Genomic DNA, 21,933 nt, shown 5'->3' on the forward strand with positions numbered 1-21,933 from the left:
ATGAACGCTTCCTTTTTTATTCAGAAGCCTGGCCGGCTTTCTTCTTGCTGTAATGCTTTCTTGCTTTCATCCGGTTGCCGCAGACGTCCATGGAACACCATTTGCGCCGTCCTTTTTGGTTCACGAACAACGCCAGACAGTCATCGTTCTGGCATGCAGAAATCTTTTCCCAGATGCCGGCTTCCTTGTGATGGAGCATTTGATAGGCAAGGAGTGCCAGCAGCCCGTCCGAACCCCCTTTTAAAGGGACGGGTACAAGCGCACCCTGTTCGAACATGAACTGCAGCGTTCCTTTCGTCCATTCACTCAGCATGTGTGTGAATCCTTCTTCATTCTCTTTCCTGTAAAAATAAGAACGGCTTCGATCACGGAAATCGCGGAGTTTATCAGTGTGAAAGGCTTCCTGTTTGAGAGCTTTCATCTGCTGATCCGAGAGGAGTCCGTGGTAAGACATGAGGTCAAGCCATTGATACACCTCTTCTTCTGTCGTTAAATAATCATTCGCCTGATCCCAGTGGCTGTTTATCGTATTGAAAAAGTTAATAAATACATAAGAGGAAAATTGGGACAGTGTCATCCGATCCTGCATCATAAAACCTCCGAATCCTTTCTATTGACTTATAGTTTAACATACCTTATCATTCTAACCGTAATAAAAATATTTACAGGTTAGAAAATAACCGGCAAATGGAGGAATATATCATGGCAGTTACAAACGTAACCGATGCAGACTTTGCAAATGAAACCAAAGAAGGCCTTGTCCTTGCGGATCTTGGTGCCCCATGGTGCGGACCATGTAAAATGATCGCCCCTGTTCTTGAGGAACTGGATGCTGAAATGGGCGAACAAGCGAAAATCGTAAAACTGGACATTGACCAAAACCCAGAAACTGCGCAGGAATATGGAGTAATGAGCATCCCGACACTTCTTTTCTTCAAAGACGGAGAGCTGGTTGATAAAAAAGTCGGCTTCAAATCAAGAGAAGAACTTGCTGAAACATTGAATCAACACCAATAATGAGTAACGGAGGCTGCGGCCTCCGTTTTTTTTATGGGGAAAATGGAGAAAAATTGATATATCGCGAAATTAATTGATATAGACTGGAAAAAATCGATATATCACAAATTTAGTTGATATATTCTAAAAAAAATCGATATATGTGGAAAAAGACTGATAGCCCCGTCTGACCGACCGATATCACCTCCGGCAAAAAAGTTTTCGCTTTGACATCTTCCTGACTTATTTCTTTTTTATGATGAACATGTACCAAATACATGAAGTCTACAGGAGGACGTAAAGACATGAAAAACCTACTATCGAAAAAAGCGCTGACAGGGGCTCTTGCATTGGCGATTGCCATCCCGGGTATCTCTTATGCGGCGACAGATGCAGAAACAGATACGGGTTCAGAAGCCGCGCAGGAATCGGTGGAAAGCGGGGAAACGGAAATCCGCAGCCTGCTCCAGCAGTTTAAAAACGGGGAGCTGAGCGAAGATGAAATTCTTGAAAAGCTGCAGGAGCAGAAACGCTTTTTCTTCCAAACAGGCGGCCACCATTTTGAGGACGTAGATGAAGAAACCAAAGAGAAACTGGAAGAGATCAGGTCCAAGGTGGAAGCAGGCGAATGGACGAAGGAAGAAGCGAAAGCAGAACTGGAGGAGCTCGGGATTGAGCAGCCCCGTCATCGCGGTGGAAAAGGTCATCGCATGGGCGCAGACCTGACTGAGGAAGAGCGCACCCAGGTGAAGGAGATCCGTGAGCAGGTCAAAAGCGGTGAACTGACACAGGAGGAAGCACAGGCCCAGCTCGAGGAACTTGGCTTGGACATAAAACCTCGCGGTCAGGCCCCGGATACAGAGGAAAGTGAAGAAGCAGAACCTACGGATTCCGCTGTATAATCTCCTCTTGCGAGTAAAGAAGGCTTTTCCCACAAAGCCTTCTTTTTTTATGATTTTTTCTCACCGGCCCTGGTTACCCTTTATAATGGAAGCAAAGGAGAGCTGAAACGATGAACAAAGTATTGATTGTAGAAGACGAACCGACCATTTCCCGTGTTCTCCAAGCCTATTTATCCAAAAATGACATGATCACTGAACAGGCGTGGACGGGGAATGAAGCCATGGAAAAATTCACTGCACAGCGCCCGGATCTCGTTCTGCTTGATGTGATGCTTCCGGACAAGGATGGATGGACGGTGCTGACGGAAATCCGTGAAAAAAGTGCCTGCCCCGTCATCATGCTGACCGCGCTCGGCGAAATCGATCATAAACTGAAAGGGTTTGAAACAGGGGCAGACGATTACATAGCTAAACCATTCATCGGTGAAGAAGTGGTGGCAAGAGTGAAAGCGGTCCTGAGCCGCCCTCCGGCAAGAGTGGAGGACCAGCTTCTCCGCATAGGATCACTTGTCGTCGACCCGGCTGCTCATACCGTCCATAAAAATGGAGAGGAAATTGAACTGTCTCCAAAGGATGGCAAGCTGTTTATTTTTCTTACCCGTCATCCGAACCAGACCTTCACACGGGAGCAGCTGCTTGACCGGGTATGGGGCTACGAATATGAGGGGAGTGACCGCGCGGTGGATTTGTCGATCAAGCGTATCCGTAAGGCGCTGGGAGACTCAAAGGAAGAGCCGTATGACATCAAAACACTGCGGGGATTGGGGTATCAGTGGAGTGTACAAACCTGAGAAGCGTAAAACGATTTTCCATTATTGGTCCAGAAGATACTTAGCTACGCTTCTCATCGGACTGATTCTCATAGCCGCAGGTTCCGTCTGGTGGATCAAGAAGACGACCGTTGATCACCGGTTGAATCTCATGCACATTGTCGGACAGGAAATCGCTGATAGAATTGTGACGACAAATGGCCGGATTCTTTCGGGGCCGTTGTTTGAGGAGATTTTAAGAAACCGCGCAGGAGAATTGGATGTGGATGAATCTCCGGCCGCACTGATAGTCACCGATCAAGGAGAAATCCTCGTTTCGAATCAGCGCGGAGGCCAGATCAGGAATGCCGGCGATTATGTCGATGAATCGTTGTATCAGACGACCGAGTCTGTAATTTCGCTGGATCAGAATCAGCGGGCGTACGTCATCAGCGAGCCGATTGTCAGCGGAGAAGAAACGCTTGGGTATGTCGTTTTAGTCAATGATAAGGAAACGCTCAGCCGTCTGAATCAGGAATACGGACTGCTGGCTCTGCTGCTCGGTGGTGTCGGTCTGCTCGGCTGGGGGGTCATCTATTATTTGACAAGACAGCTGTCGAAGCCGTTGAAAGAGACAGCCCGTGCAGCCCGGATGGTCAGTGAAGGCAGCTATGATATCCAAATGTCTTCGCCGCCGAAGGAAAAAGAACTGGCCGAATTGATGGATTCCTTTACGGATATGGCCGCCAAGCTGAAGCAGTTGGAAGAGATGCGCACTGAACTCCTGGCGGGGGTGACTCACGACTTGAAAACCCCTGTCACTTCGATGAGCGGTCTGATCCAGGCGGTCAAGGATGAGATTGTCGAAGGGGAGGAAGCCAAAGAATATCTTGATTTATCTCTGCAGGAGGTGGAACGCCTCCAAGTCATGATTCAGGATCTATTGAGCTTTAATACGTACGCCGCAGGAGCCCTGCCGATGTACAAAAAGCATCAGCCGCTTCGTCCGATTCTGACCCAGTTTCAAAAACAGTGGCAGTCAGATCCGGATCACATACCCTTGGACGTGCGGTTCCCAGCGGAGGCTGTCCCTCTTTCTGTTGATGATCACCGGCTGAAGCAGATCTTATTCAATCTTGTTCAAAATGCCGATCAAGCAGTCGAGGAAGGAAAAGTCACTATAGATGTCAGCCGGGACGAATCCGATCTGATCATGAAAATTTCCGATACCGGAACAGGCATTCCGGATGACGAGCAGACGCTCATTTTCGAACGTTTCTACCGAGGGAAAGACAAAAAGCTGAAACAGAGAGGCCTCGGACTCGGTCTTCCTCTCAGTCGTATGCTTGCCGAGGCGCACGGAGGACGTCTTGAGCTGACTGAATCATCGCAGAACGGCACAATTTTCACGTTGAAGCTTCCTCTTCTGGAGGAGTAGGCGTACGATAGTCTCCTATTTATATAAGACCCTGATCAACACCTGACATCCAAATGCTGTCAGGTGTTTGTTTTGTCGAAAGAAAGGGAAAGGATTGGTAACGTTCGAGGGGGGATAATTTTGGAAACCCGTATGTGGAACATTCAACGCTACAACGAACAGTACGGGCAGGAGGAAGAAGACATCGTAGCTGTCGAATACCCGTTGACCATCGTTGTCAATGGAGAGGAATTCGCTACGATGGTCTGCACACCGATGGATATGGAAGACCTTGTCATTGGTTTTCTTGCTTCGGAAGGTGTCATTCTTTCGTATAGGGAATTGACGAGCCTGACGATCGACGAGGAGCGCGGCTTTGCCTATGTGGAAACATCCCGCAGCGTTCCGTTTGTAAAAGAAGGGCAGAAACGCTGGCTTGGAAGCTGCTGCGGAAAAAGCCGCGCCTTTTACTTTCAAAGTGATGCGGCTACCGCCAAGACGGCCGTGGATACGACGTCGTTTTCTCCAGAAAAGTGTTATCAGCTGATGGAATCCTTTCATCAGGAAGCGGGCATGTTCAAACAGACTGGAGGCGTCCACCAGGCTGCCATTGCTGGTGTTTCGGGCATTTTGAAGGCGTATACAGATATCGGCCGTCATAATGCTCTTGATAAATTATATGGGTGGATGCTGCGAAAGCAGGTAAGTCCAAAAGAAAAGATCGTGATTTTCAGTGGCCGGATTTCTTCGGAGGTTCTTTTGAAAGTATCCAAAATGCGTTTCGGACTGCTTTTGTCAAAATCGGCCCCCACAGATCTGGCGCTGCAGCTGGCTGATGATCTGAATATTACAGCCGCCGGGTTTGTCAGAGGAAACCGGATGAACGTGTACACCCATCCCGGCCGTGTAAAGGAAGAAAGTAGAGGAGGAGTTATGATTGAATGAACATACCGTCGTAAAAATAAACGGCACAGAATACCTTGCTGATCATCCGGACCAGACACTCATCCAATTAATGAATAAAGTCAATGAGCAGGTCCCTCAGATTTGTTACAACGAATCCCTTGGACCGATCCAGACCTGCGATTCCTGTATCGTTCAGGTCGACGGAGAGCTTGTCCGGGCGTGCGGGACCAAAGTCAGGGCGGGGATGAAAGTGCAGACGCAGCTTCCACATGTACATAAAGCACAGAAGGAAGCACTTGACCGTGTTCTGGAAAAACATGAACTGTACTGCACGGTCTGTGATTATAACAATGGATCGTGTGAAATCCACAATACAATGGCAGAATTCGGCATTGAGCACCAGGAACGTCCATTTCAGCCAACAAGTTATGAAAAGGACTACTCCGGCACGTTTTACCGTTACGACCCTGACCAGTGTATCCTGTGCGGCCGCTGTGTGGAAGTTTGTCAGGACGTTCAGGTAAATGAGACGCTGACGATAGACTGGGAGCGTCAGGAGCCGCGTGTCATCTGGGATAATGATGTTCCGATTGATCAGTCTTCCTGTGTCAACTGTGGGCAGTGCTCCACCGTCTGTCCGTGTAACGCCATGATGGAAGTCGGCATGGAGGGAGAGGCCGGATTTTTGACGGACACCGAGCCTGGAATCCTGAAATCGATGATCAACTTAACGAAGAAGGTGGAAACCGGTTATGGTCCATTGTTCGCTGTATCTGATTCTGAAGCAGCGATGCGTGAGGAAACGATCAAGAAGGAAAAAACCGTGTGTACCTACTGTGGTGTCGGATGTTCCTTTGATGTATGGACGAAGGACCGCCAGATTCTGAAGGTGGAACCGAGTGCCCAGTCACCGGCCAACGGCATATCCACATGTATTAAAGGGAAATTCGGCTGGGACTATGTAAACAGTGAAGACCGTCTTCAGAAACCTCTCGTCCGCCGCGGTGATCATTTTGAAGAGGTGGAATGGGACGAGGCGATGCAGTATGTGGTCGATCGTATGAAGAAGATCCTTGCTGAAAAAGGACCGGATCACCTGGCCTTCATCGCATCCTCCAAAGCGACCAACGAGGAATCCTACCTGATGCAGAAGCTGGCCCGTCAGGTGATCGGAACGAACAACGTGGATAACTGTTCCCGTTACTGCCAGGCACCGGCAACGAAAGGGTTGTTCCGTACGGTGGGGTATGGCGGCGATTCCGGATCCATTGATGATCTCGGAGACAGTAAACTTGTCATTACCATCGGCTCCAATACAGCGGAGTCCCACCCAGTTCTTGCTTCGCGCATCAAACGTTCCCAGAAACTGTTGGGACATAAGCTGTTCGTCTTTGATTTGAGAAAGCATGAAATGGCGAAGCGTGCGGATCGTTTTTATCAGCCGAAATCAGGAACCGATCTTGTCTGGCTTTCCGCTGTTACGAAATACATTCTTGATCAAGGCTGGGAAGATAAAAACTTCCTGGACGACTGGGTCAACGGCTTTGATGAATACCGGGAAAGCCTGGAGCCGTTTACGATGGAATATGCATCTGACCTAACCGGTATCCCTCAGGAGGAACTGAAGCAGGTGGCGGAAGAAGTGGCCACATCGGAAACGGTAGCGATCTGCTGGGCGATGGGCGTGACGCAGCATATGCTTGGCAGTGATACAAGTACAGCGATCAGTAATCTGCTGCTTATTACCGGAAACTACGGGAAGCCGGGTACAGGCGCTTATCCACTGCGCGGCCACAACAACGTACAGGGATGCAGTGACTTCGGAAGTATGCCGAACTTCTTCCCCGGCTATGAATCGACAGAGGATGAGGAAGTCCGGGCCCGTTATGAAAAAGCCTGGGGAACAGAGCTTCCGAAAGAAACCGGCATGGATAACCACGAGATGATTGAAGCCATTCATGACGGGGAGCTTTCCATGATGTATGTCATGGGTGAGGACACAGGAATTGTCGATGCCAATATCAATTATGTAACAGCCGCCTTTGAAAAGCTCGATCTGTTTATCGTACAGGACTTGTTCCTGACCAAGACCGCTGAATATGCCGACGTTGTGCTGCCGGCCTCCCCAAGTCTTGAAAAGGACGGCACGTTTACGAATACGGAACGACGTATCCAGCGTCTTTATAAGAGCTTTGACCCGCTGGAAGGCACAAAGCCGGACTGGGAAATCATCCAGCTGATGGCCAAACATTTTGGTGTGGACTGGGGCTATGAGCATCCATCTGAAATTATGGCAGAAGCGGCCGGACTGGCACCGTTATTTGCAGGTGTTACGTATGACCGTCTGGAAGGGTACAATTCCCTGCAGTGGCCTGTAGCCGAAGACGGAACAGATGAACCGCTTCTCTTTACGGAAGGGTTCCCGTTTGAGGATAAAAAGGCGAAGCTTTATCCACTGACGTATGAGCTGATGTACGACACCAATGAAGAGTATGACCTTCATGTGAACAACGGCCGGCTGCTGGAGCATTTCCACGAAGGCAACATGACTTACCGAACATCGGGCATCCAGAGGAAAACACCGAATGCCTTCATAGAAGTTTCCGAGGAACTCGCCAAAGAGCGGGGCATTGAAGAAGGAGCGGAAGTGAAGCTGATTTCTGAATCAGGAGAAGCGACCGGACAGGTGACGGTTACTGACCGTGTCCGTGGAAAAGAGATCTTCCTGCCGTTGAACAGCAATGGTAAATCAGCCATCAACTATCTGACTGATAACCGTGTCGATAAAGATACCGATACACCGGCGTATAAGGAAATTGCTGTGAAAATGAAAGTGCTGAAGAAGAAAGGGAAGTCGCCGATTCCGAAAAATAACCACCGGAATGGAAACCCGGTGCCCCAGATTAGTGTGAAGGTCCAGAAAAAATGGCAGCGGGAAGATTACACATTCCCAGGCAGGGGGGCTCATTAATGGCACGGGCGATCACCGATATCAAACGGTTGGAGAAATCGCGGGAAGAAGTCATTGAAGAAAATGTCCAGGAGGTCAAAGAAGCGGTCGCAGACAACAAGGATGCGATCCTGGAAGGCATCGAACTGCTCAGCGCCCTTCAAAAAGAAGGAACGCTTGAAACGCTGTCGGCTTTTGTGAAGGCGAAGGATGAAACCCTCGCCAATGTTGTCAGGGAAATTGACAAGGAACAGTATACACCACTGTTGAACAATCTTCCTGAGCTTGTTTTCCTGCTTGGCGACTTGAACGTCAGTGGCATCCGCAGCTTGAGCAGCCGCCTGAATAATGGTCTGGAGCGTATGGAGGATGAAGGAACGACGAAAAAGATGAACATGCTTGATTTTGCCAAAGTATTGAAAGATCCGGAAATCAACCGGAGCCTGACAATGCTGATGTCCTTTTTAAAAGGGATGGGACAGAAGTAATCAGCAAATAGAAGCCTGAACCAACATGTGGTTCAGGCTTCTTTGTTCAGATTCGTCATTGGGAGGAGAGGATGAACTATGTTGAATCAAACCATTGCCATTGTTACAGGAGTGGGGAGGGAAAAAGGCATCGGTACAGCGGTATGTCACGCACTGGCGTCTGCTGGAGTGGATATTTTCTTCACTTATTGGTCGGCTTATGACCGGTCGATGCCTTTTTATGACAGAGATAAAGATGAAGGATGGCCGGATAAACTGGAAGCGCAGATTCAACAATCCGAGGTCCGCTGTGCGTCACTGGAGCTGGATTTATCGGAAAAAGAAGCCCCGGAAAAATTGCTCGATGAGGTGGAAGAACGCCTCGGGAGTCCTTCCATTCTTATAAACAATGCGGCCTATTCCATTGACGCAGACTTTAAATCTATGAATGCAGCTATCCTTGATGCCCATTACGAGGTGAATGTCAGAAGCACCCTTTTATTAACGACGGCTTTTGCAAGGAGAATCGAAGGCAGACACGGAGGAAGGGTGGTTCATATGGTTTCCGGACAGGATCAATCGCCGGAACCGGGAAACCTTGCCTATGTATCGACGAAAGGGGCTGTCTCTGCCTTCACGAAATCTGCAGCGGTTGAACTGGCGCCGCTGAATATTACTGTTAATGCTGTCGACCCGGGCCCGACGAACACAGGGTGGATGACCGGGACGCTTAAAGATGAACTGAAGCCAAGATTTCCAATGGGACGGATCGGTGAACCTGAGGACGCGGCCCGCCTGATCTGTTTTCTAGTCGGAGAAGATGCCGGGTGGGTGACGGGGCAGATCATCCATTCCGATGGAGGCTTCCGTTCATAAAAAACCACCCTTGGAAGCTGACAGGGACGGTCACGGCTTTTCTTATGAAAGACGGGCCGTTTCTTTTACATAATCCCGCGACATTGAAATGAACTCCCGCGCTGAAAAGGCGAGGTACTTATTCTTCTTCCATACCAGCCCGAGCTCCAGGCGGAGGTTGGGATGCGACAGAGGAAGAACAGCGATATTTTTGTCAGCCGCTTCCCGTGCAATCTGACTTGGAAGCAGGGCGGCGCCGACTTTTGCCTCCACCATCTCCATCATAAAGTCACGGTGGGAGCTGTGGCAGACGATATTCGGGTGAAAGCCGGCTGCCCGGCACTCTTCAATGATGCGGTCGTGAAGAGTAAAATCCTCCCGGTATAGAATGAAAGGTTCATCCTGGAGTTCACCTAGATGGACGGTTTCCTTAGCAGCCGTAGCTGTATCTTTATGGACAAGAAGCATCAAAGGATCGTCCACAACCTTTAACGTATGAAATTGCGACGATTCCACAGGCAGGTTGCATACGAGTCCAAAATCCAGTGAACCGTCTTCAACGCCCTGCTTGATCATCTTCGATCCGACTTCACTTAAGAGAATGTCCACTTCGGGATATTTGTCACGGTAATAACGGATGATTTTTGAGAAAAAAGCTGCCCCTGTGATCGGTGGTATGCCGATACGAATCTTCCCTTTTTTCACGTTCGTAATATCATCCAGCTCCGCCGTCAAATTGTGAAAGGCATCCAGTACTTGAATGGCATGGGCGAGTACAGCTTCTCCGGCATCGGTCAGCTGCAGGACCTTGGATCTGTAAAACAGCGGCACACCAAGCTCTGTTTCCAGCTGCTTGACCGTTTTACTTAACGAAGGCTGGGACACATGCAGGGTAGAAGCGGCTTTTGTGAAGCTCATTTGTTTAGCGACTTCTGCAAAGTATTGCAAATGACGAATATCCATATCCATTCCTCCCTGTAAAAATCAGGTCATTCAAATGTCCTAGTATAACTAAATGGAATAATAGTGATTCCAAATATGTATTTTAGATATGCTCACATCTATTATATGATAGAAAGCAACCAATAGATAGAAATTTCCGACAATTATTGGAAGCGTTTTCTGTCGGATGTTCTTTCCATTTATGAAGGAGGAATAAAGAATGCAGGACTATGTGAAAGTGGGAAACATTCAGGTCGCTCCTGTGCTGTATGAATTTATTAATAAACAGGCGGTGCCGGAAAGCGGCATCTCCAGTGATGACTTCTGGTCCGGTCTTGAAGCCATCCTGGACGACCTCACTCCAAAAAATAAGCAGCTGCTGCAAATCCGTGATGAGATGCAGGAAAAAATCGATGATTGGCATCTCAACCATGATCTATCCAACAAAGAGGCCTATACGTCGTTTTTAAAGGAACTGGATTACATCGAGCCGGAAGTCGGGGACTATTCCATTTCCACAGAAAATATTGACGATGAAATCTCCCGTCAGGCAGGTCCTCAGCTTGTGGTGCCTGTAAACAATGCCCGATATGCCATCAATGCTGCCAATGCCCGGTGGGGAAGCTTGTATGATGCGTTATATGGGACGGATGTGATCAGTGAAGCAGATGGAGCCGAACCTAAAGGGGACTACAATCCCATACGCGGCGAAAAAGTCATCACCTATGCAAAATCGTTTCTTGATCGGACATTCCCACTTGCTGAAGGCTCACATGAAGACGTCGAAGGTTACAGGATATTTGACGGCCGTTTGCAAGTGAAAACGTCAGCAGAACCGACGGAGCTGAAATATCCGGAGCAGCTGGCTGGATTCACTGGAGGACCAGATGCACCGGCGGGTGTGCTGCTTGTCAACAATGGTCTCCATGTCGAGATTCAAATCAACCGTAATCATCCGATCGGTCAGACGGACAAGGCTGGTGTGAAAGATGTGCTTGTGGAATCAGCAGTGACGACGATTATGGATTTTGAAGACTCCGTGACGGCCGTTGATGCGGACGATAAGGTCGAAGTCTATCAAAATTACCTCGGTCTGTTAAAAGGCGGTCTTTCTGTCACTTTTCAAAAGGGAGACCGTGAGATCAAGAGAGAGCTGAACCCGGACCGGACGTATACGACGCCGGACGGAAGTTCCCTGATTCTATCCGGGCGCTCTCTTATGTTTGCAAGGAATGTCGGGCATCTCATGACGACCGATGCGGTTCTTGATCAAAACGGGGAGGAAGTGCCGGAAGGAATCCTCGATACCGTTGTCACCGGACTGCTGGCGAAACATGATTTGTTGAAAAATGGGCCGTATCAAAACTCCGCCAAAGGGTCTGTGTATATTGTAAAACCGAAGATGCATGGCTCCAAGGAAGTGGCGTTCGCCAACGAGTTGTTCAACCGGACAGAGCAGCTGCTTGGCTATGAAAAAAACACATTGAAAATCGGCGTCATGGATGAAGAACGGCGCACAACCTTGAATTTGAAGGCCTGTATCAATGAAGTGAAGGAGCGCATCGCATTTATTAATACCGGATTTCTTGACCGGACCGGCGATGAAATCCACACATCTATGGAAGCGGGGCCTGTCATCCGCAAAAATGATATGAAAGATTCGCCATGGCTGCAGGGCTATGAAAAATTGAATGTCCTTGTCGGCGTCCATGCCGGATTCCGAGGCCGCGCGCAGATTGGAAAAGGAATGTGGGCGATGCCGGACCGAATGGCAGAGATGATGGCCGTGAAGGACGGCCAGTTGAAGGCGGGAGCGAACACCGCATGGGTGCCTTCCCCGACAGCTGCAACTCTTCATGCCCTTCACTATCATGAAGTAGATACAGCCGATGTACAAAAAGAAATTTCCGGGGACCCTGCCGTTCTTCAGCAGGACATTCTGAAGGTTCCTGTATCAAAGGACAGAGACTGGAGGGAAGCGGATATCCAGCATGAGCTGGATAACAATGCCCAGGGAATTCTCGGCTATGTTGTCCGGTGGGTCGAGCATGGCGTCGGATGTTCGAAAGTACCGAACATCGACGACGTTGAATTGATGGAAGACCGGGCGACGCTTCGGATTTCCAGCCAGCATATGGCGAACTGGCTCCACCATGGTATCGTCCAGGAAGATCAGGTCATGGAAACATTGAAGCGGATGGCGAAGGTCGTGGACGAACAGAATGTGGATGACCCTGAGTACAAAGCGATGTCCCATAACTATGAGCAAAGCGTGGCCTTCCAGGCGGCCTGTGATCTTGTGTTCAAAGGAAAAGAACAGCCGAACGGCTATACCGAACCGATTCTTCATAGACGACGCCGCGAAGCGAAACAGAAACAATATGCCAGCCATTAAGAAAAGGGAGCCGGAATTCCGGCTCCTGTTCTCTTTCCGGCAGGGTCTGGTAGGAAACCAGAAGGGAGGAGCCTGATGGACACTCAGGAACATGTGAAGCTTAAGGATATCTATGGAAATAGAGGAAGCCTGCTTCATGAACCCGTAACGGAGGAAGGAATCAGGGAACTGCTGACACAGGCCCATAAGGAAGGGCCGCACGTGGCTGTTGAATCCGGAGGCACGAAGCGGTTAGCCTACGGATTCGGGCGTGATCTCGTCATCGGACTACGTGTGGTCTATCCTGATGGACGGATCATCCCTACAGGTGGGAAGGTCGTAAAAAATGTTGCCGGTTATGATATGAATAAATTGTTGAAGGCATCCGTGTCTGGGAGTTTGCTTTATTTGCTGCTTTTGCCATGACCATTCCGTATACCATCGTTGCAAACCTTCTCGGACCTGAATTTCCGTCTATGATTGGCGGATTGGTTGGACTGGCCATCGTCTGGACGGCTGAAAAAGGGATTTTCAATCTTGGCTCTATATTAGCCGCCATGATTATGACCGCGGCCGTCTATGTAATCGCCACCCATCATAAACGGCTTCCGGAAAGCCGGCTTCGGAACCAGAAAAACGTACGTGCAGCCAAATAAAACTACGCCCGGGATGCAGGCTGCACCCCGGGCGTGTTTTTAAATATCGATGAAGAACCAGATGACCATGATTAGTGTGATGACAATTTTAGCCGCGGTACCACTAAGGAAGCCGAATAAAGAGCCGATAGCGGCCTTGAAGGCATCCTGGCTTTCCCTCTTTTGAACAAGTTCTACAATGATGACAAGGACAAAAGGGACGACTAAGATCCCAAATGGCGGGATAATAAACGAGCCGATAATGACGCCGATGGCCGCTGCCCGCTCGCCCCATTTGCTTCCCCCATACCGTTTCACAAAATAACTATTGGCGATGATATCGGATATGATAAGCAGAATCGTAAGCACAACCGCACCGATCCAGAAAAAGACCGACAGTTCGTTCCCATCTACAAAAAAGAAATAGATCAGGAATCCAATCCATAAAACCAATGGTCCTGGAATGATCGGGAATGTGACACTGGCAAAACTCGCCACGAAACTTGCAATGATGAATACCCATATTAGAATTTCCATTGTTCCATCCTCCTCATTTACACTACGCTTCTATTACGATTCACAACAAAAAAGGTTTCTAAACTTTTCTTTCTTCCTTAAGTGCTTAGAGTTTGTACAAAAGAGAAAAAAAGGCACTCGTCACCGTTCACAGATCAATTATTTTGTCCATTGGGGAACTGCCCCCCAATTTTATGTGCAGGTCACGTTCCGCTTATCGGTGGATGCTTGCCGCGGGCACGGCCTCAGCTAACTTGGTCAAGAAGGTCACTTGACCAAGTGGATCTTCGGCTCGCGCTGTTTCCGCAGGCGTCACCACCGAATGCTCCACGATACCTCCTCAAATAACTAACAAAATGAGGGCACTCCTGGTTTCGAAGAAGTCTGTATTCTTCTAACAGCAGAATCCACTGAGAGGATAGATTAATTATTGAAGTCCCGCCGATTTTTACGGATGTTTTCATTGGAAATGTTCTTTTGTTCATCGAAAGTGATGGCCATAGACTGCGTCAATGTGGTTTTTGTAGGGAAGTTTGGAGCTCAAGCAGATATAAAAAGAGCTTGTAGAAAATAGAAACCTTTCTACAAGCTGAAAAGCGAACCCTTTTGAGGGTCCGCTTTTAGGGGGGTTATTTTAGTCCTAGTTCCTGGCGGTCCGGTGGAGCCATGAATTCAGGACCGACCGGGTCGTTGACATGCTTCAATAAAATCTCATCAATATCATGCATCGTCTGCTCGTCGATCTGGAAATCACTGATACCTTTGACAGGATTGAGCTGGTCCGGACGACGTCCGCCCATTAGAGCAATACCGGAGCCGGGCTGATCAAGCACCCAGCGCACCGCAAGCTGAAGGACCGATTTTCCGAACCGTTTCTCAGCAAGCTGTTCCAGTTCCTGTACAGCGTTTAAATACTGCTTGAACCGCGGCTGGTTGAATTTCGGATCATTGTTTCTCAAATCATCGCCTTCAAATTCCCGATCGGTGGACATTTTTCCGGAAAGGAGTCCGCGGCAGAGGGAACCGTAGGAGATCGTTGTGATCTCATGATCCTGCACGTATGGCAGTGTTTTGGATTCAATATCACGTTCAAATAAATTGTAAGGGGGCTGGAGCGTGTGAAGCGGTGCAGCTTCACGGAATATATCCATCTGCTCCGGCGTGAAATTACTCACTCCGATGGCACGGATTTTTCCCTGCTTATGCAGGTAGGCCAGCGCTTCAGCGGTCTCATGGATCGGTGTGACCGGGTCCGGCCAGTGCACCTGATAGATATCGATGTAATCCGTCTGCAGGCGTCGGAGGGAATCTTCCACTTCCTGGTGGATCCGCTCTTTGCTTGCATTACGGAAGACCGTTTCTTCGTCTTTCCAGTCCATAGCTACCTTCGTCGCTAAGAGAAGATCTTCGCGGCGTCCATACTGGCGGACGGCTTCTCCGACAATTTCCTCTGATTTACCAAACCCATATACAGGGGCTGTATCAATTAAGTTAATGCCTTGATCGAGAGCGGCATGAATCGTTTGGATGGATTCCTTTTCATCTGTGCCGCCCCACATCCAGCCGCCGATGGCCCATGTGCCGAGGCCGATGCGGCTGGCTTCCATTGATGTATTACTAATTCTTACTTTTTCCATTATTTCTTCACCTCCACAATCAAACACATTATGGTCTGTACCCGATTTTTGCAGAAATTAACCACACCCATTTGTAACTTTTCCAGCCGAACCTATCCACTTTCCAGATGGCAGGTTATAATGATGGTAATGACGAAAGGGGCTGGGGGAGTGGAAACAGCGGGAAAGTTTCATACAGAAAAACAAAAGCACCGGAAAAAATGGAAAAGGCCTGTATTTTGGACGCTTGGAATTACGATTTTTTTAATGATTGCTGTCGTTATTTTTGTAAACGCTTACACTTTGAGGAGCCTTCCTGAAACAGAAGGTGACGTTTCGCTGCAGGGGTTAAACGGACAGGTTGAGGTGCTCCGTGACGAAAATGGTGTGCCTCATATTGAAGCGGAAAGCCTGGATGATTTATTCATGGCCCAGGGCTATGTTCAGGCGCAGGACCGGATGTTCCAGATGGAGCTGGCCCGCAGGCAGGCGTCCGGCCGGTTGAGTGAAGTGGTTGGTGAAGCAGCCATTGAACAGGACCGGTATTTCCGGACATTGGGACTTAGACGGGCGGCGGAGAAATCGCTGGCTGTATATCCAGAGGAAACGATGGAACTGTTGCAGGCTTTCGCAGACGGAGTGAACGCTTATATGGAAACAGAGCCGCTCCCACCCGAATTTGCCATGATGGCCATTGATCCCGAGCCCTGGACACCGCTTGATTCATTAACAATTGGAAAATATATGGCTTTTGACCTGGGCGGGCACTGGGAACGCCAGGCGTTCAACTATTATATTCTGGATAATTTTTCTGAAGAGGAAGCCTATGAATTGTTTCCCGCTTATCCGGAAGGAGCTCCAACCGTTCTAGCGGATGCGGAAGGGCTGGACGTGGAAGAAAGTCTGGCTCATGCGGTTATTCCACACGAATTCAACGGCAGTAACAACTGGGTGGTCAGTGGCAGCCGGACGGCTTCCGGTTCGCCGATGCTGGCTGATGATCCTCATCTCGGAATGGCCACCCCGTCCATTTGGTATCAGATGGATTTAATGGCTGATGATTACCAGGTTTCCGGTGTCATTTTTGCCGGTATCCCGGGAATCATCCTCGGCCACAACAAATCGGCAGCCTGGGGGGTGACGAACGTCGGCCCGGATGTGCAGCAGTTGTACATGGAAAAAAGAAATCCGGATAATCCGGAGGAATTTTTATATGAAGGCCGGTGGGAGCAGGCGGATGTGATCGAAGAAACCATTGAGGTGAAAGATGGAAGCGATGTTCAGATGGATGTACTGGAGACAAGACATGGTCCTGTGATCAGCGAGTTCAGTGAAGGAGCAGAGGGAGATACGGTCCTGTCGCTCCGGTGGACAGCACTGGATGCAACGACAGAGCTTGATGCGATACTGGAAATCAATCAGGCGGATGACTGGGAATCGTTTGAGAAAGGCCTGGAAAAATTTTTAGCTCCTGCACAGAATTTTGTTTTTGCCGGGAAGGACGGCACGATCGCCTATAAAGCGAACGGCCGTATTCCGATTTATGACAATCCGGATGATGCGCTGCTGCCATTAAGAGGATGGGAAGCAGAGGATGAGTGGCAGGGCTATATCCCTTTTGATGAGCTGCCTACGGTCATCAATCCTGAGGAAGGGTTTGTGGCTACAGCCAACAACAAAGTCGTTTCCGATGATTATCCTTATCACATCAGTCATAACTGGGCTCAGCCTTACCGGTATAACAGAATTGCTGAGATGCTTAAAAATCATGAATCGGTAACTTTGGCTGATATGCAGGACATGCAGATGGATGTCAAAAACCTGCAGGCTGAAGAATTTCTGCCTTATCTGTTGGAACATACGGAAGCTGAAGGAAACTTGGAAAAGCAGGCGGTCACCCTGTTGGAAGAATGGAATTTTGAAGATGATCGGAATCTCCCACAGCCGCTTCTATTCCATCTCTGGATGGCCGGCATCGAAAACGAATTGTATGAATCATCCATTCCCAAGTCCATTCAAAGTCTTTTCCGAGGTTCAGCTCAAACGACAGATGAGCTGTTGAGAATGGACAGGGACGGTGGAAATTCTTTATGGATGGAGAAAGCCGGAGGAAGTTCAAAGGTGATCACGACGGCTTTTGAAACCACGGTTCGGGAATTGGCTGAGGAATATGGGGAAGATCCTTCTGCGTGGAAATGGGGAGAGTATCACGCCGTGGAATTTACTCATCCGTTATCCAGTATTGGTTTTCTGGAGCGTTTCTTAAATCCAGGCGATCCTTCCCCTGTCAGTGGAAGCCGGGTAACCGTCAGAGCCGCGGGTTTTAATGAGAACGGCCTCGTCAATCACGGTGCCTCCTGGCGTTTTGTCATCGATATGGCCGAGTCACAGAAAGGATACCATCTCGTTGGTCCCGGGCAGTCCGGGCATTTCCGAAGCGCCTGGTACCATGATCAGCTGGAGGACTGGGTTGAAGGCGACTATCATGTAACAAGCCTGGATGAACAGGAAGGCGGAGTGCTTACGCTTAGCCCGTAACATGAATGCTTAGTCCATCCGGGTTTGGGGAATGACTAAAGATGTCATTTTCTAATAAGGGGGCATCCTGTTGTGCATGGGTTTCATGATGTTTTCATCCAGATTTTAATTTTATTAGCGATTTCCATTACCGTTATCGCGATTGCCAAATTGTTAAAGGAGCCGGATTCGATCGCGCTCGTCCTTGTCGGTCTTGTGCTGGGATTGACGGAACTTCCGGTGATCGAGGAAGCAGAACGGTACATCACACAATCGGAAGTGTTCCAAGCGACGATCATCTCTTTGTTTCTGCCGATTTTACTGGGTGATGCAACGTTGAAGCTGCCGTTTCATCATTTGTTTTCCGAAAAGAAAACCGTCATGGGACTGGCCTTTATGGGAACGTTCATTTCAGCGATTTGTATCGGGACTGCGTCCTATTTCTTCCTGGACCTTCCTTTGGCTGTTGCTTTCACGTTCGCTGCGCTCATGAGTGCGACGGATCCCATCAGTGTCCTGTCCATTTTTAAGTCGCTCGGAGTACCTCAGAAGATGTCGACGATTATGGAAGGCGAGTCTCTATTCAATGACGGGATTGCGGTCGTATTATTCAAAATCGCGAGCATTTATCTGCTTACCTACATTGAAATGGGATGGTCTGGCCTTGGCAGCGGAGTTTTCATGTTCCTGAAATTCGCCATTGGGGGGGCGCTTGTCGGTCTTGCCCTTGGATTTTTCTTCTCGCAGATCATTCGTTTCTTTGATGATTATCCGCTCGAGGTGGCCTTCAGCGCCCTCTTGTTTTTCGGGAGCTATTTCATTGCCGAGCATTTCCATACATCCGGAGTTATCGCTGTCGTCGTAGCAGGGTTTGTTTTTGGAGATTACGGGGCGAAAGTCGGCATGTCCAAGCAGACAAAAACGAACATCAACACGTTCTGGGATTCGATCACACTCCTTGCGAATGCGTTGATCTTCCTTATGGTCGGTCTGGAAATCCGGAACATCAATCTATCGGAAAACTGGGCCTATATCGCAGGGGCTGTCGTGATTGTACTGATCGGCCGGACGATCGCTCTTTATATCAGTACGGGTTGGATCAAGGAACTGAGTGCCAAGGAGCGTCTGCTGATCAACTGGGGCGGTCTGCGGGGAAGTTTGTCTGTCGCCCTTGCGCTCAGTCTGCCGATGGATTTTTCCGGGAGGGACCAGGTGCTGCTGTTAACCTTCTCAGTCGTGCTGTTTTCATTGATTGTCCAAGGGCTGACATTGAAGCCGCTGATCAAAAAGCTTGGTCTTGTCTGAGTCCCGAACAAAGACGCCGTTTCCCGGCGTCTTTTTTTATGTCTAAAAGTTATAACCCCATGTTAAATGAGCATTTTCGGAACGGTTCGAACTGGTTTTATACTGAACCTGTACCAAACACATGCCTGAGTCGTTGAAAGGCAGAAGGAGAGGCTGCCGCAAGATACATGTGGGTCGTCCTTCAATGGAAAAAAAGTAATGCCTCTGTATTCCATATGTTTTGCCATCCATTCAGGAAAATAAGCGATTCCCATGCCCTGGGAAACAAAACCGGAGTGGGCATGTTCATGCACCGCCGTGCTTTCGTAAGAGCCTCCCATTTCTTCAGCAAGGGACTGGAAGCGGCTTGTGAACCGCTGGTTTTCAGCAGGAAGAATCTGATGCTCCTTCAAGCATTCCTCCAGGGATACGGTCTCCAGATCAGCAAGAGGAGAGTCATTGGAAACCCCAGCGACAAAGTGATCCCGGAATAGAAACGAAGCGTACAGCTCTTCCCATTCCGCTGGGGTCGGCGGACCGGTGGGGATGGGGACGATCCTGTCTGTCCTCCTTGCCGGGCCTTGTATCGAACTCTGGTCCACCAAGACAGCCGTGCTCCTATCTTCATAAAAAAACGACCAGCGCAAACTGGTCGTTTTCTTTTCTACGTTATGCTCGTCAGGATCTTTGGATAGGCTTTAAGGAAAGCCTGTTTGTTGTGTGAATGTGCTGTATTCACGAACAGCTTATTGGTGGTGACGGCTGCAGCAGACATCCACCGATTCTCAGGTCCCTATTTTAAAGAAGCTCTTGAAGCTGTTGGACGGCACAGGAAAGATCCTCATGGAGAACGATATCAAACCAATTGTCCTTGTCCGTAGGTTCATTATTGATCAGGATCGACGCCGCTCTGCCGTGTTCCCGTGCGAAATAAGGAAGAAGACTGAATGGTGTAACCTGCAGGGAAGTTCCCATAACGAGAAGCAGGTCAGCCTCCCTGATGATCCGCTCGGCTTCGTCATGAGCTGTAATCAGGTCCCCGAACAGCATGACGCCGGGTTTCAGCGTCGTCCCACACTCCCTGCACACAGGAACCATCCTCTCCATCACACTTTCCAACGAATAAGAGCGTCCGCAGTCCTGGCAGAACGATTGGTTCAACGTTCCGTGATACTCGAGAACAGATGAGCTGCCAGCGAGCTGGTGAAGACCGTCGACATTCTGGGTAATGACAGACACATTACGTCGCTCCGATTCAAGCTCGTGAATAAATTGATGGACGTCGTTTGGACGATACTCCTGCAGAAGCTTTAAACGGAAGATGGCTTTGTACTTTTTCCAGAAGTCATCCGGATGCCTTTGGAAATAATCGCTGGACATGTAGTATTCCCGCGCATGATCTTCTGTCCACAATCCTTCACTGGAGCGGAAATCAGGTATTCCGCTTGCCGTTGATACACCCGCCCCGGTGAGAACGACGATCCGCTCTGCGCGTTTTATCCGGCGGGCTGCTGCTTCATAGGACATGAGGATCTCTCCTTACTGTTTATTGAATCCTTTTCTCTTCACGATACCGGTCACATCCATACGCATCGGTTTTGAGAAACGACGCCGCATCTGATCCGTCCATGAGTCGCTTCGGTTGTTCGTCTGACGGGCCTCGTAATAAGAAGCAATTTCCTTGTCAAAAGCAGCAAGCTCCTCTTTGTGGTCCCGCTTGTAGCTGTTTTCAAAGTAAACAGCCTGTTTTGGCAGGCGTGGTTTAAGATCGGGCTCGTGATCCGGGACGCCGATGACCATGCCGAATAAAGGCAGGACATGCTTAGGCAGGTCAAGGATTTCATCAACTTTATCCAGTTGATTCCGAAGGCTTCCAATATAGCAGATGCCCAGTCCCATCGCTTCAGCGGCAATGGCGGCATTCTGGGACGCAAGCGCTGCATCGATGGCGGACACGAGAAAATGTTCGCTGTTTTCCAGGTTGGACAGCATCTGCTCATACTCAGATGGTGTGGCGTACAATGTATGGCGGTATAAGTCCGCACAAAAAACCAACAGGTGTCCGTTGTTTTTTACATAACCCTGGCCCGAAATTTCGGCCAGCTGGGATTTCTTCTCCTCATCCGTCACACCTATGATGCTGTAAGCCATCATGTAACTGGATGTGGAAGCCTGCTGGGCTGCTTCAATAATGGTGTTCAGTTGTTCGTCTGTCAACTTTTCATCTTTGAATTTACGGATGGAGCGGTGGTTCAACAAAGTCTCTATCGTCTGGTTCATTTTCCTGCCTCCTCAAAAGTGCTGCACATGGATCTTTTTCATTTTCTTCCTTTAAGGTAACAAAATCGACAGGAGAATGGTAATGATATGGCTGTTTTTATTCTTACAGGAATAGAAGGAATCCGTTAGAGGGGTGCAGAATCTTAAGGTATAGGAAAAAGACGAGGTGGTAAAAGTGGCGGAACTTTACAGCTTCCATTCTTTTAAAAAAAGGAAGGAAACAATAGAACTGATCCCGGATAAAAGGCTCCCCGTAGCGGTCTATCAGAGTGTGCTTTATTATATTCATCTGGATGTCACGGAACTTCAGCAGCCAGCATTTGAATACATGTCCACCCAGGGCAGTCTGCAGGAAATTTATCATGATAACCGCCTGCTTTTTCTGCATACCTTTCAATCGCTGCTGGTCCATTGGAAACTCATCTATACACCGCATGTTCTTCCGGAAAACCCGTTTGCTGTTTTTGGGACCGTCGGAGATTTATGCGCGTATATCGAAAAAAGGGTGAAAGCTCTATAAGACGATG

General features: G+C 48.9%; 19 protein-coding genes and 2 pseudogenes. 14 read left to right on the forward strand and 7 right to left on the reverse strand.

The annotated features are described in order from the left end of the window. Positions 1 to 16 precede the first annotated feature (16 nt). A complete protein-coding gene (locus ACXAJH_RS00850) occupies positions 17 to 589 on the reverse strand; it encodes a CGNR zinc finger domain-containing protein (RefSeq protein ID WP_474968268.1) in 573 nt (190 codons plus the stop codon). Positions 590 to 687: 98 nt separating this feature from the next. Between ACXAJH_RS00850 and trxA the strand changes: the two genes are divergently transcribed. From trxA to ACXAJH_RS00890, 8 genes are all read left to right on the forward strand, one after another. Further along, the gene (gene trxA / locus ACXAJH_RS00855) at positions 688 to 1,017 is read left to right on the forward strand and encodes a thioredoxin (protein ID WP_474992844.1); all 330 of its coding nucleotides are present in this window, start codon (positions 688 to 690) and stop codon (positions 1,015 to 1,017) included. Between the two features lie 284 nt (positions 1,018 to 1,301). Continuing rightward, on the forward strand, positions 1,302 to 1,898 hold the full coding sequence (locus ACXAJH_RS00860; RefSeq protein ID WP_474992846.1) for a hypothetical protein: 597 nt from the start codon (positions 1,302 to 1,304) through the stop codon (positions 1,896 to 1,898). 110 nt (positions 1,899 to 2,008) lie between these two features. Further along, the gene (locus ACXAJH_RS00865; protein WP_474971584.1) at positions 2,009 to 2,689 is read left to right on the forward strand and encodes a response regulator transcription factor; all 681 of its coding nucleotides are present in this window, start codon (positions 2,009 to 2,011) and stop codon (positions 2,687 to 2,689) included. After that, positions 2,637 to 4,085: a HAMP domain-containing sensor histidine kinase gene (locus ACXAJH_RS00870; RefSeq protein ID WP_474968272.1), complete on the forward strand. Its 1,449-nt coding sequence runs from the start codon at positions 2,637 to 2,639 to the stop codon at positions 4,083 to 4,085. Before ACXAJH_RS00865 ends, ACXAJH_RS00870 begins: the two co-directional genes overlap by 53 nt. Positions 4,086 to 4,205: 120 nt before the next feature. Next, positions 4,206 to 5,009 carry a formate dehydrogenase accessory sulfurtransferase FdhD gene (gene fdhD / locus ACXAJH_RS00875; protein WP_474968273.1) on the forward strand — a complete coding sequence of 268 codons (804 nt, stop codon included), beginning with the start codon at positions 4,206 to 4,208 and terminating at the stop codon, positions 5,007 to 5,009. Then, positions 5,002 to 7,941, forward strand: a complete 2,940-nt coding sequence (fdhF, locus tag ACXAJH_RS00880) for a formate dehydrogenase subunit alpha (RefSeq protein ID WP_474991741.1) — start codon at positions 5,002 to 5,004, stop codon at positions 7,939 to 7,941. Before fdhD ends, fdhF begins: the two co-directional genes overlap by 8 nt. Continuing rightward, positions 7,941 to 8,408: a helical membrane plugin domain-containing protein gene (locus ACXAJH_RS00885; protein WP_160835348.1), complete on the forward strand. Its 468-nt coding sequence runs from the start codon at positions 7,941 to 7,943 to the stop codon at positions 8,406 to 8,408. The genes fdhF and ACXAJH_RS00885 overlap by 1 nt, the downstream gene beginning before the upstream one ends. A gap of 78 nt (positions 8,409 to 8,486) precedes the next feature. Then, the gene (locus ACXAJH_RS00890; protein ID WP_474992848.1) at positions 8,487 to 9,263 is read left to right on the forward strand and encodes an SDR family oxidoreductase; all 777 of its coding nucleotides are present in this window, start codon (positions 8,487 to 8,489) and stop codon (positions 9,261 to 9,263) included. A 42-nt stretch (positions 9,264 to 9,305) separates the two neighbouring features. On the opposite strand, the gene ACXAJH_RS00895 is transcribed toward ACXAJH_RS00890, so the two are convergent. Beyond that, complete coding sequence (locus ACXAJH_RS00895; RefSeq protein WP_474968276.1) at positions 9,306 to 10,205, reverse strand: LysR family transcriptional regulator; 900 nt, start codon at positions 10,203 to 10,205, stop codon at positions 9,306 to 9,308. Between the two features lie 199 nt (positions 10,206 to 10,404). Here ACXAJH_RS00895 and ACXAJH_RS00900 point away from each other — a divergent pair, with 199 nt between their 5' ends. The 3 genes and pseudogenes from ACXAJH_RS00900 to ACXAJH_RS00910 form a co-directional block, all read left to right on the forward strand. Further along, complete coding sequence (locus ACXAJH_RS00900) at positions 10,405 to 12,579, forward strand: malate synthase G (RefSeq protein ID WP_474992850.1); 2,175 nt, start codon at positions 10,405 to 10,407, stop codon at positions 12,577 to 12,579. A gap of 219 nt (positions 12,580 to 12,798) precedes the next feature. Beyond that, a pseudogene (locus ACXAJH_RS00905) lies at positions 12,799 to 12,933 on the forward strand (FAD-binding oxidoreductase); the annotation flags it as partial. Positions 12,934 to 12,935: 2 nt separating this feature from the next. Next, positions 12,936 to 13,085, forward strand: a pseudogene (locus ACXAJH_RS00910) (L-lactate permease); the annotation flags it as partial. Positions 13,086 to 13,253: 168 nt separating this feature from the next. Here the strand turns inward: ACXAJH_RS00910 and ACXAJH_RS00915 are convergent. Then, positions 13,254 to 13,730, reverse strand: coding sequence for a DUF456 domain-containing protein (locus ACXAJH_RS00915; RefSeq protein ID WP_474992852.1), 477 nt, complete (start codon positions 13,728 to 13,730; stop codon positions 13,254 to 13,256). Between the two features lie 608 nt (positions 13,731 to 14,338). Continuing rightward, positions 14,339 to 15,346: an aldo/keto reductase gene (locus ACXAJH_RS00920; RefSeq protein WP_474968279.1), complete on the reverse strand. Its 1,008-nt coding sequence runs from the start codon at positions 15,344 to 15,346 to the stop codon at positions 14,339 to 14,341. A gap of 123 nt (positions 15,347 to 15,469) precedes the next feature. On the opposite strand from ACXAJH_RS00920, the gene ACXAJH_RS00925 reads away from it, so the two are divergent. Both ACXAJH_RS00925 and ACXAJH_RS00930 read left to right on the forward strand, forming a co-directional pair. Further along, positions 15,470 to 17,863, forward strand: coding sequence for a penicillin acylase family protein (locus tag ACXAJH_RS00925; protein WP_474968280.1), 2,394 nt, complete (start codon positions 15,470 to 15,472; stop codon positions 17,861 to 17,863). Positions 17,864 to 17,935: 72 nt separating this feature from the next. Beyond that, entirely contained in the window at positions 17,936 to 19,147 is a 1,212-nt protein-coding gene (locus ACXAJH_RS00930; RefSeq protein WP_474992854.1) for a cation:proton antiporter, read from the forward strand. A 62-nt stretch (positions 19,148 to 19,209) separates the two neighbouring features. On the opposite strand, the gene ACXAJH_RS00935 is transcribed toward ACXAJH_RS00930, so the two are convergent. The 3 genes from ACXAJH_RS00935 to nfsA form a co-directional block, all read right to left on the reverse strand. Continuing rightward, complete coding sequence (locus ACXAJH_RS00935) at positions 19,210 to 19,728, reverse strand: substrate-binding domain-containing protein (protein ID WP_474968282.1); 519 nt, start codon at positions 19,726 to 19,728, stop codon at positions 19,210 to 19,212. A 196-nt stretch (positions 19,729 to 19,924) separates the two neighbouring features. Then, positions 19,925 to 20,653, reverse strand: coding sequence for an NAD-dependent protein deacylase (locus ACXAJH_RS00940; RefSeq protein WP_474968283.1), 729 nt, complete (start codon positions 20,651 to 20,653; stop codon positions 19,925 to 19,927). Between the two features lie 12 nt (positions 20,654 to 20,665). Continuing rightward, positions 20,666 to 21,406 carry an oxygen-insensitive NADPH nitroreductase gene (gene nfsA, locus ACXAJH_RS00945; protein ID WP_474968284.1) on the reverse strand — a complete coding sequence of 247 codons (741 nt, stop codon included), beginning with the start codon at positions 21,404 to 21,406 and terminating at the stop codon, positions 20,666 to 20,668. Positions 21,407 to 21,581: 175 nt separating this feature from the next. Here nfsA and ACXAJH_RS00950 point away from each other — a divergent pair, with 175 nt between their 5' ends. Beyond that, complete coding sequence (locus tag ACXAJH_RS00950) at positions 21,582 to 21,926, forward strand: hypothetical protein (RefSeq protein ID WP_474968285.1); 345 nt, start codon at positions 21,582 to 21,584, stop codon at positions 21,924 to 21,926. Positions 21,927 to 21,933 lie beyond the last annotated feature (7 nt).

The sequence above is a fragment of the Halobacillus sp. ABD4_316 genome, assembly GCF_056161385.1.

Coding starts and splice junctions, on each gene's coding strand:
- ACXAJH_RS00940 (WP_474968283.1), bottom strand. CDS start 20,653: ATGTCCTATGAAGCAGCAGCCCGCCGGATAAAACGCGCAGAGCGGATC.
- ACXAJH_RS00890 (WP_474992848.1), top strand. CDS start 8,487: ATGTTGAATCAAACCATTGCCATTGTTACAGGAGTGGGGAGGGAAAAA.
- ACXAJH_RS00860 (WP_474992846.1), top strand. CDS start 1,302: ATGAAAAACCTACTATCGAAAAAAGCGCTGACAGGGGCTCTTGCATTG.
- nfsA (WP_474968284.1), bottom strand. CDS start 21,406: ATGAACCAGACGATAGAGACTTTGTTGAACCACCGCTCCATCCGTAAA.
- ACXAJH_RS00870 (WP_474968272.1), top strand. CDS start 2,637: ATGACATCAAAACACTGCGGGGATTGGGGTATCAGTGGAGTGTACAAA.
- ACXAJH_RS00920 (WP_474968279.1), bottom strand. CDS start 15,346: ATGGAAAAAGTAAGAATTAGTAATACATCAATGGAAGCCAGCCGCATC.
- ACXAJH_RS00895 (WP_474968276.1), bottom strand. CDS start 10,205: ATGGATATTCGTCATTTGCAATACTTTGCAGAAGTCGCTAAACAAATG.
- ACXAJH_RS00900 (WP_474992850.1), top strand. CDS start 10,405: ATGCAGGACTATGTGAAAGTGGGAAACATTCAGGTCGCTCCTGTGCTG.
- ACXAJH_RS00915 (WP_474992852.1), bottom strand. CDS start 13,730: ATGGAAATTCTAATATGGGTATTCATCATTGCAAGTTTCGTGGCGAGT.
- ACXAJH_RS00850 (WP_474968268.1), bottom strand. CDS start 589: ATGCAGGATCGGATGACACTGTCCCAATTTTCCTCTTATGTATTTATT.
- ACXAJH_RS00925 (WP_474968280.1), top strand. CDS start 15,470: ATGGTAATGACGAAAGGGGCTGGGGGAGTGGAAACAGCGGGAAAGTTT.
- ACXAJH_RS00865 (WP_474971584.1), top strand. CDS start 2,009: ATGAACAAAGTATTGATTGTAGAAGACGAACCGACCATTTCCCGTGTT.
- ACXAJH_RS00885 (WP_160835348.1), top strand. CDS start 7,941: ATGGCACGGGCGATCACCGATATCAAACGGTTGGAGAAATCGCGGGAA.
- trxA (WP_474992844.1), top strand. CDS start 688: ATGGAGGAATATATCATGGCAGTTACAAACGTAACCGATGCAGACTTT.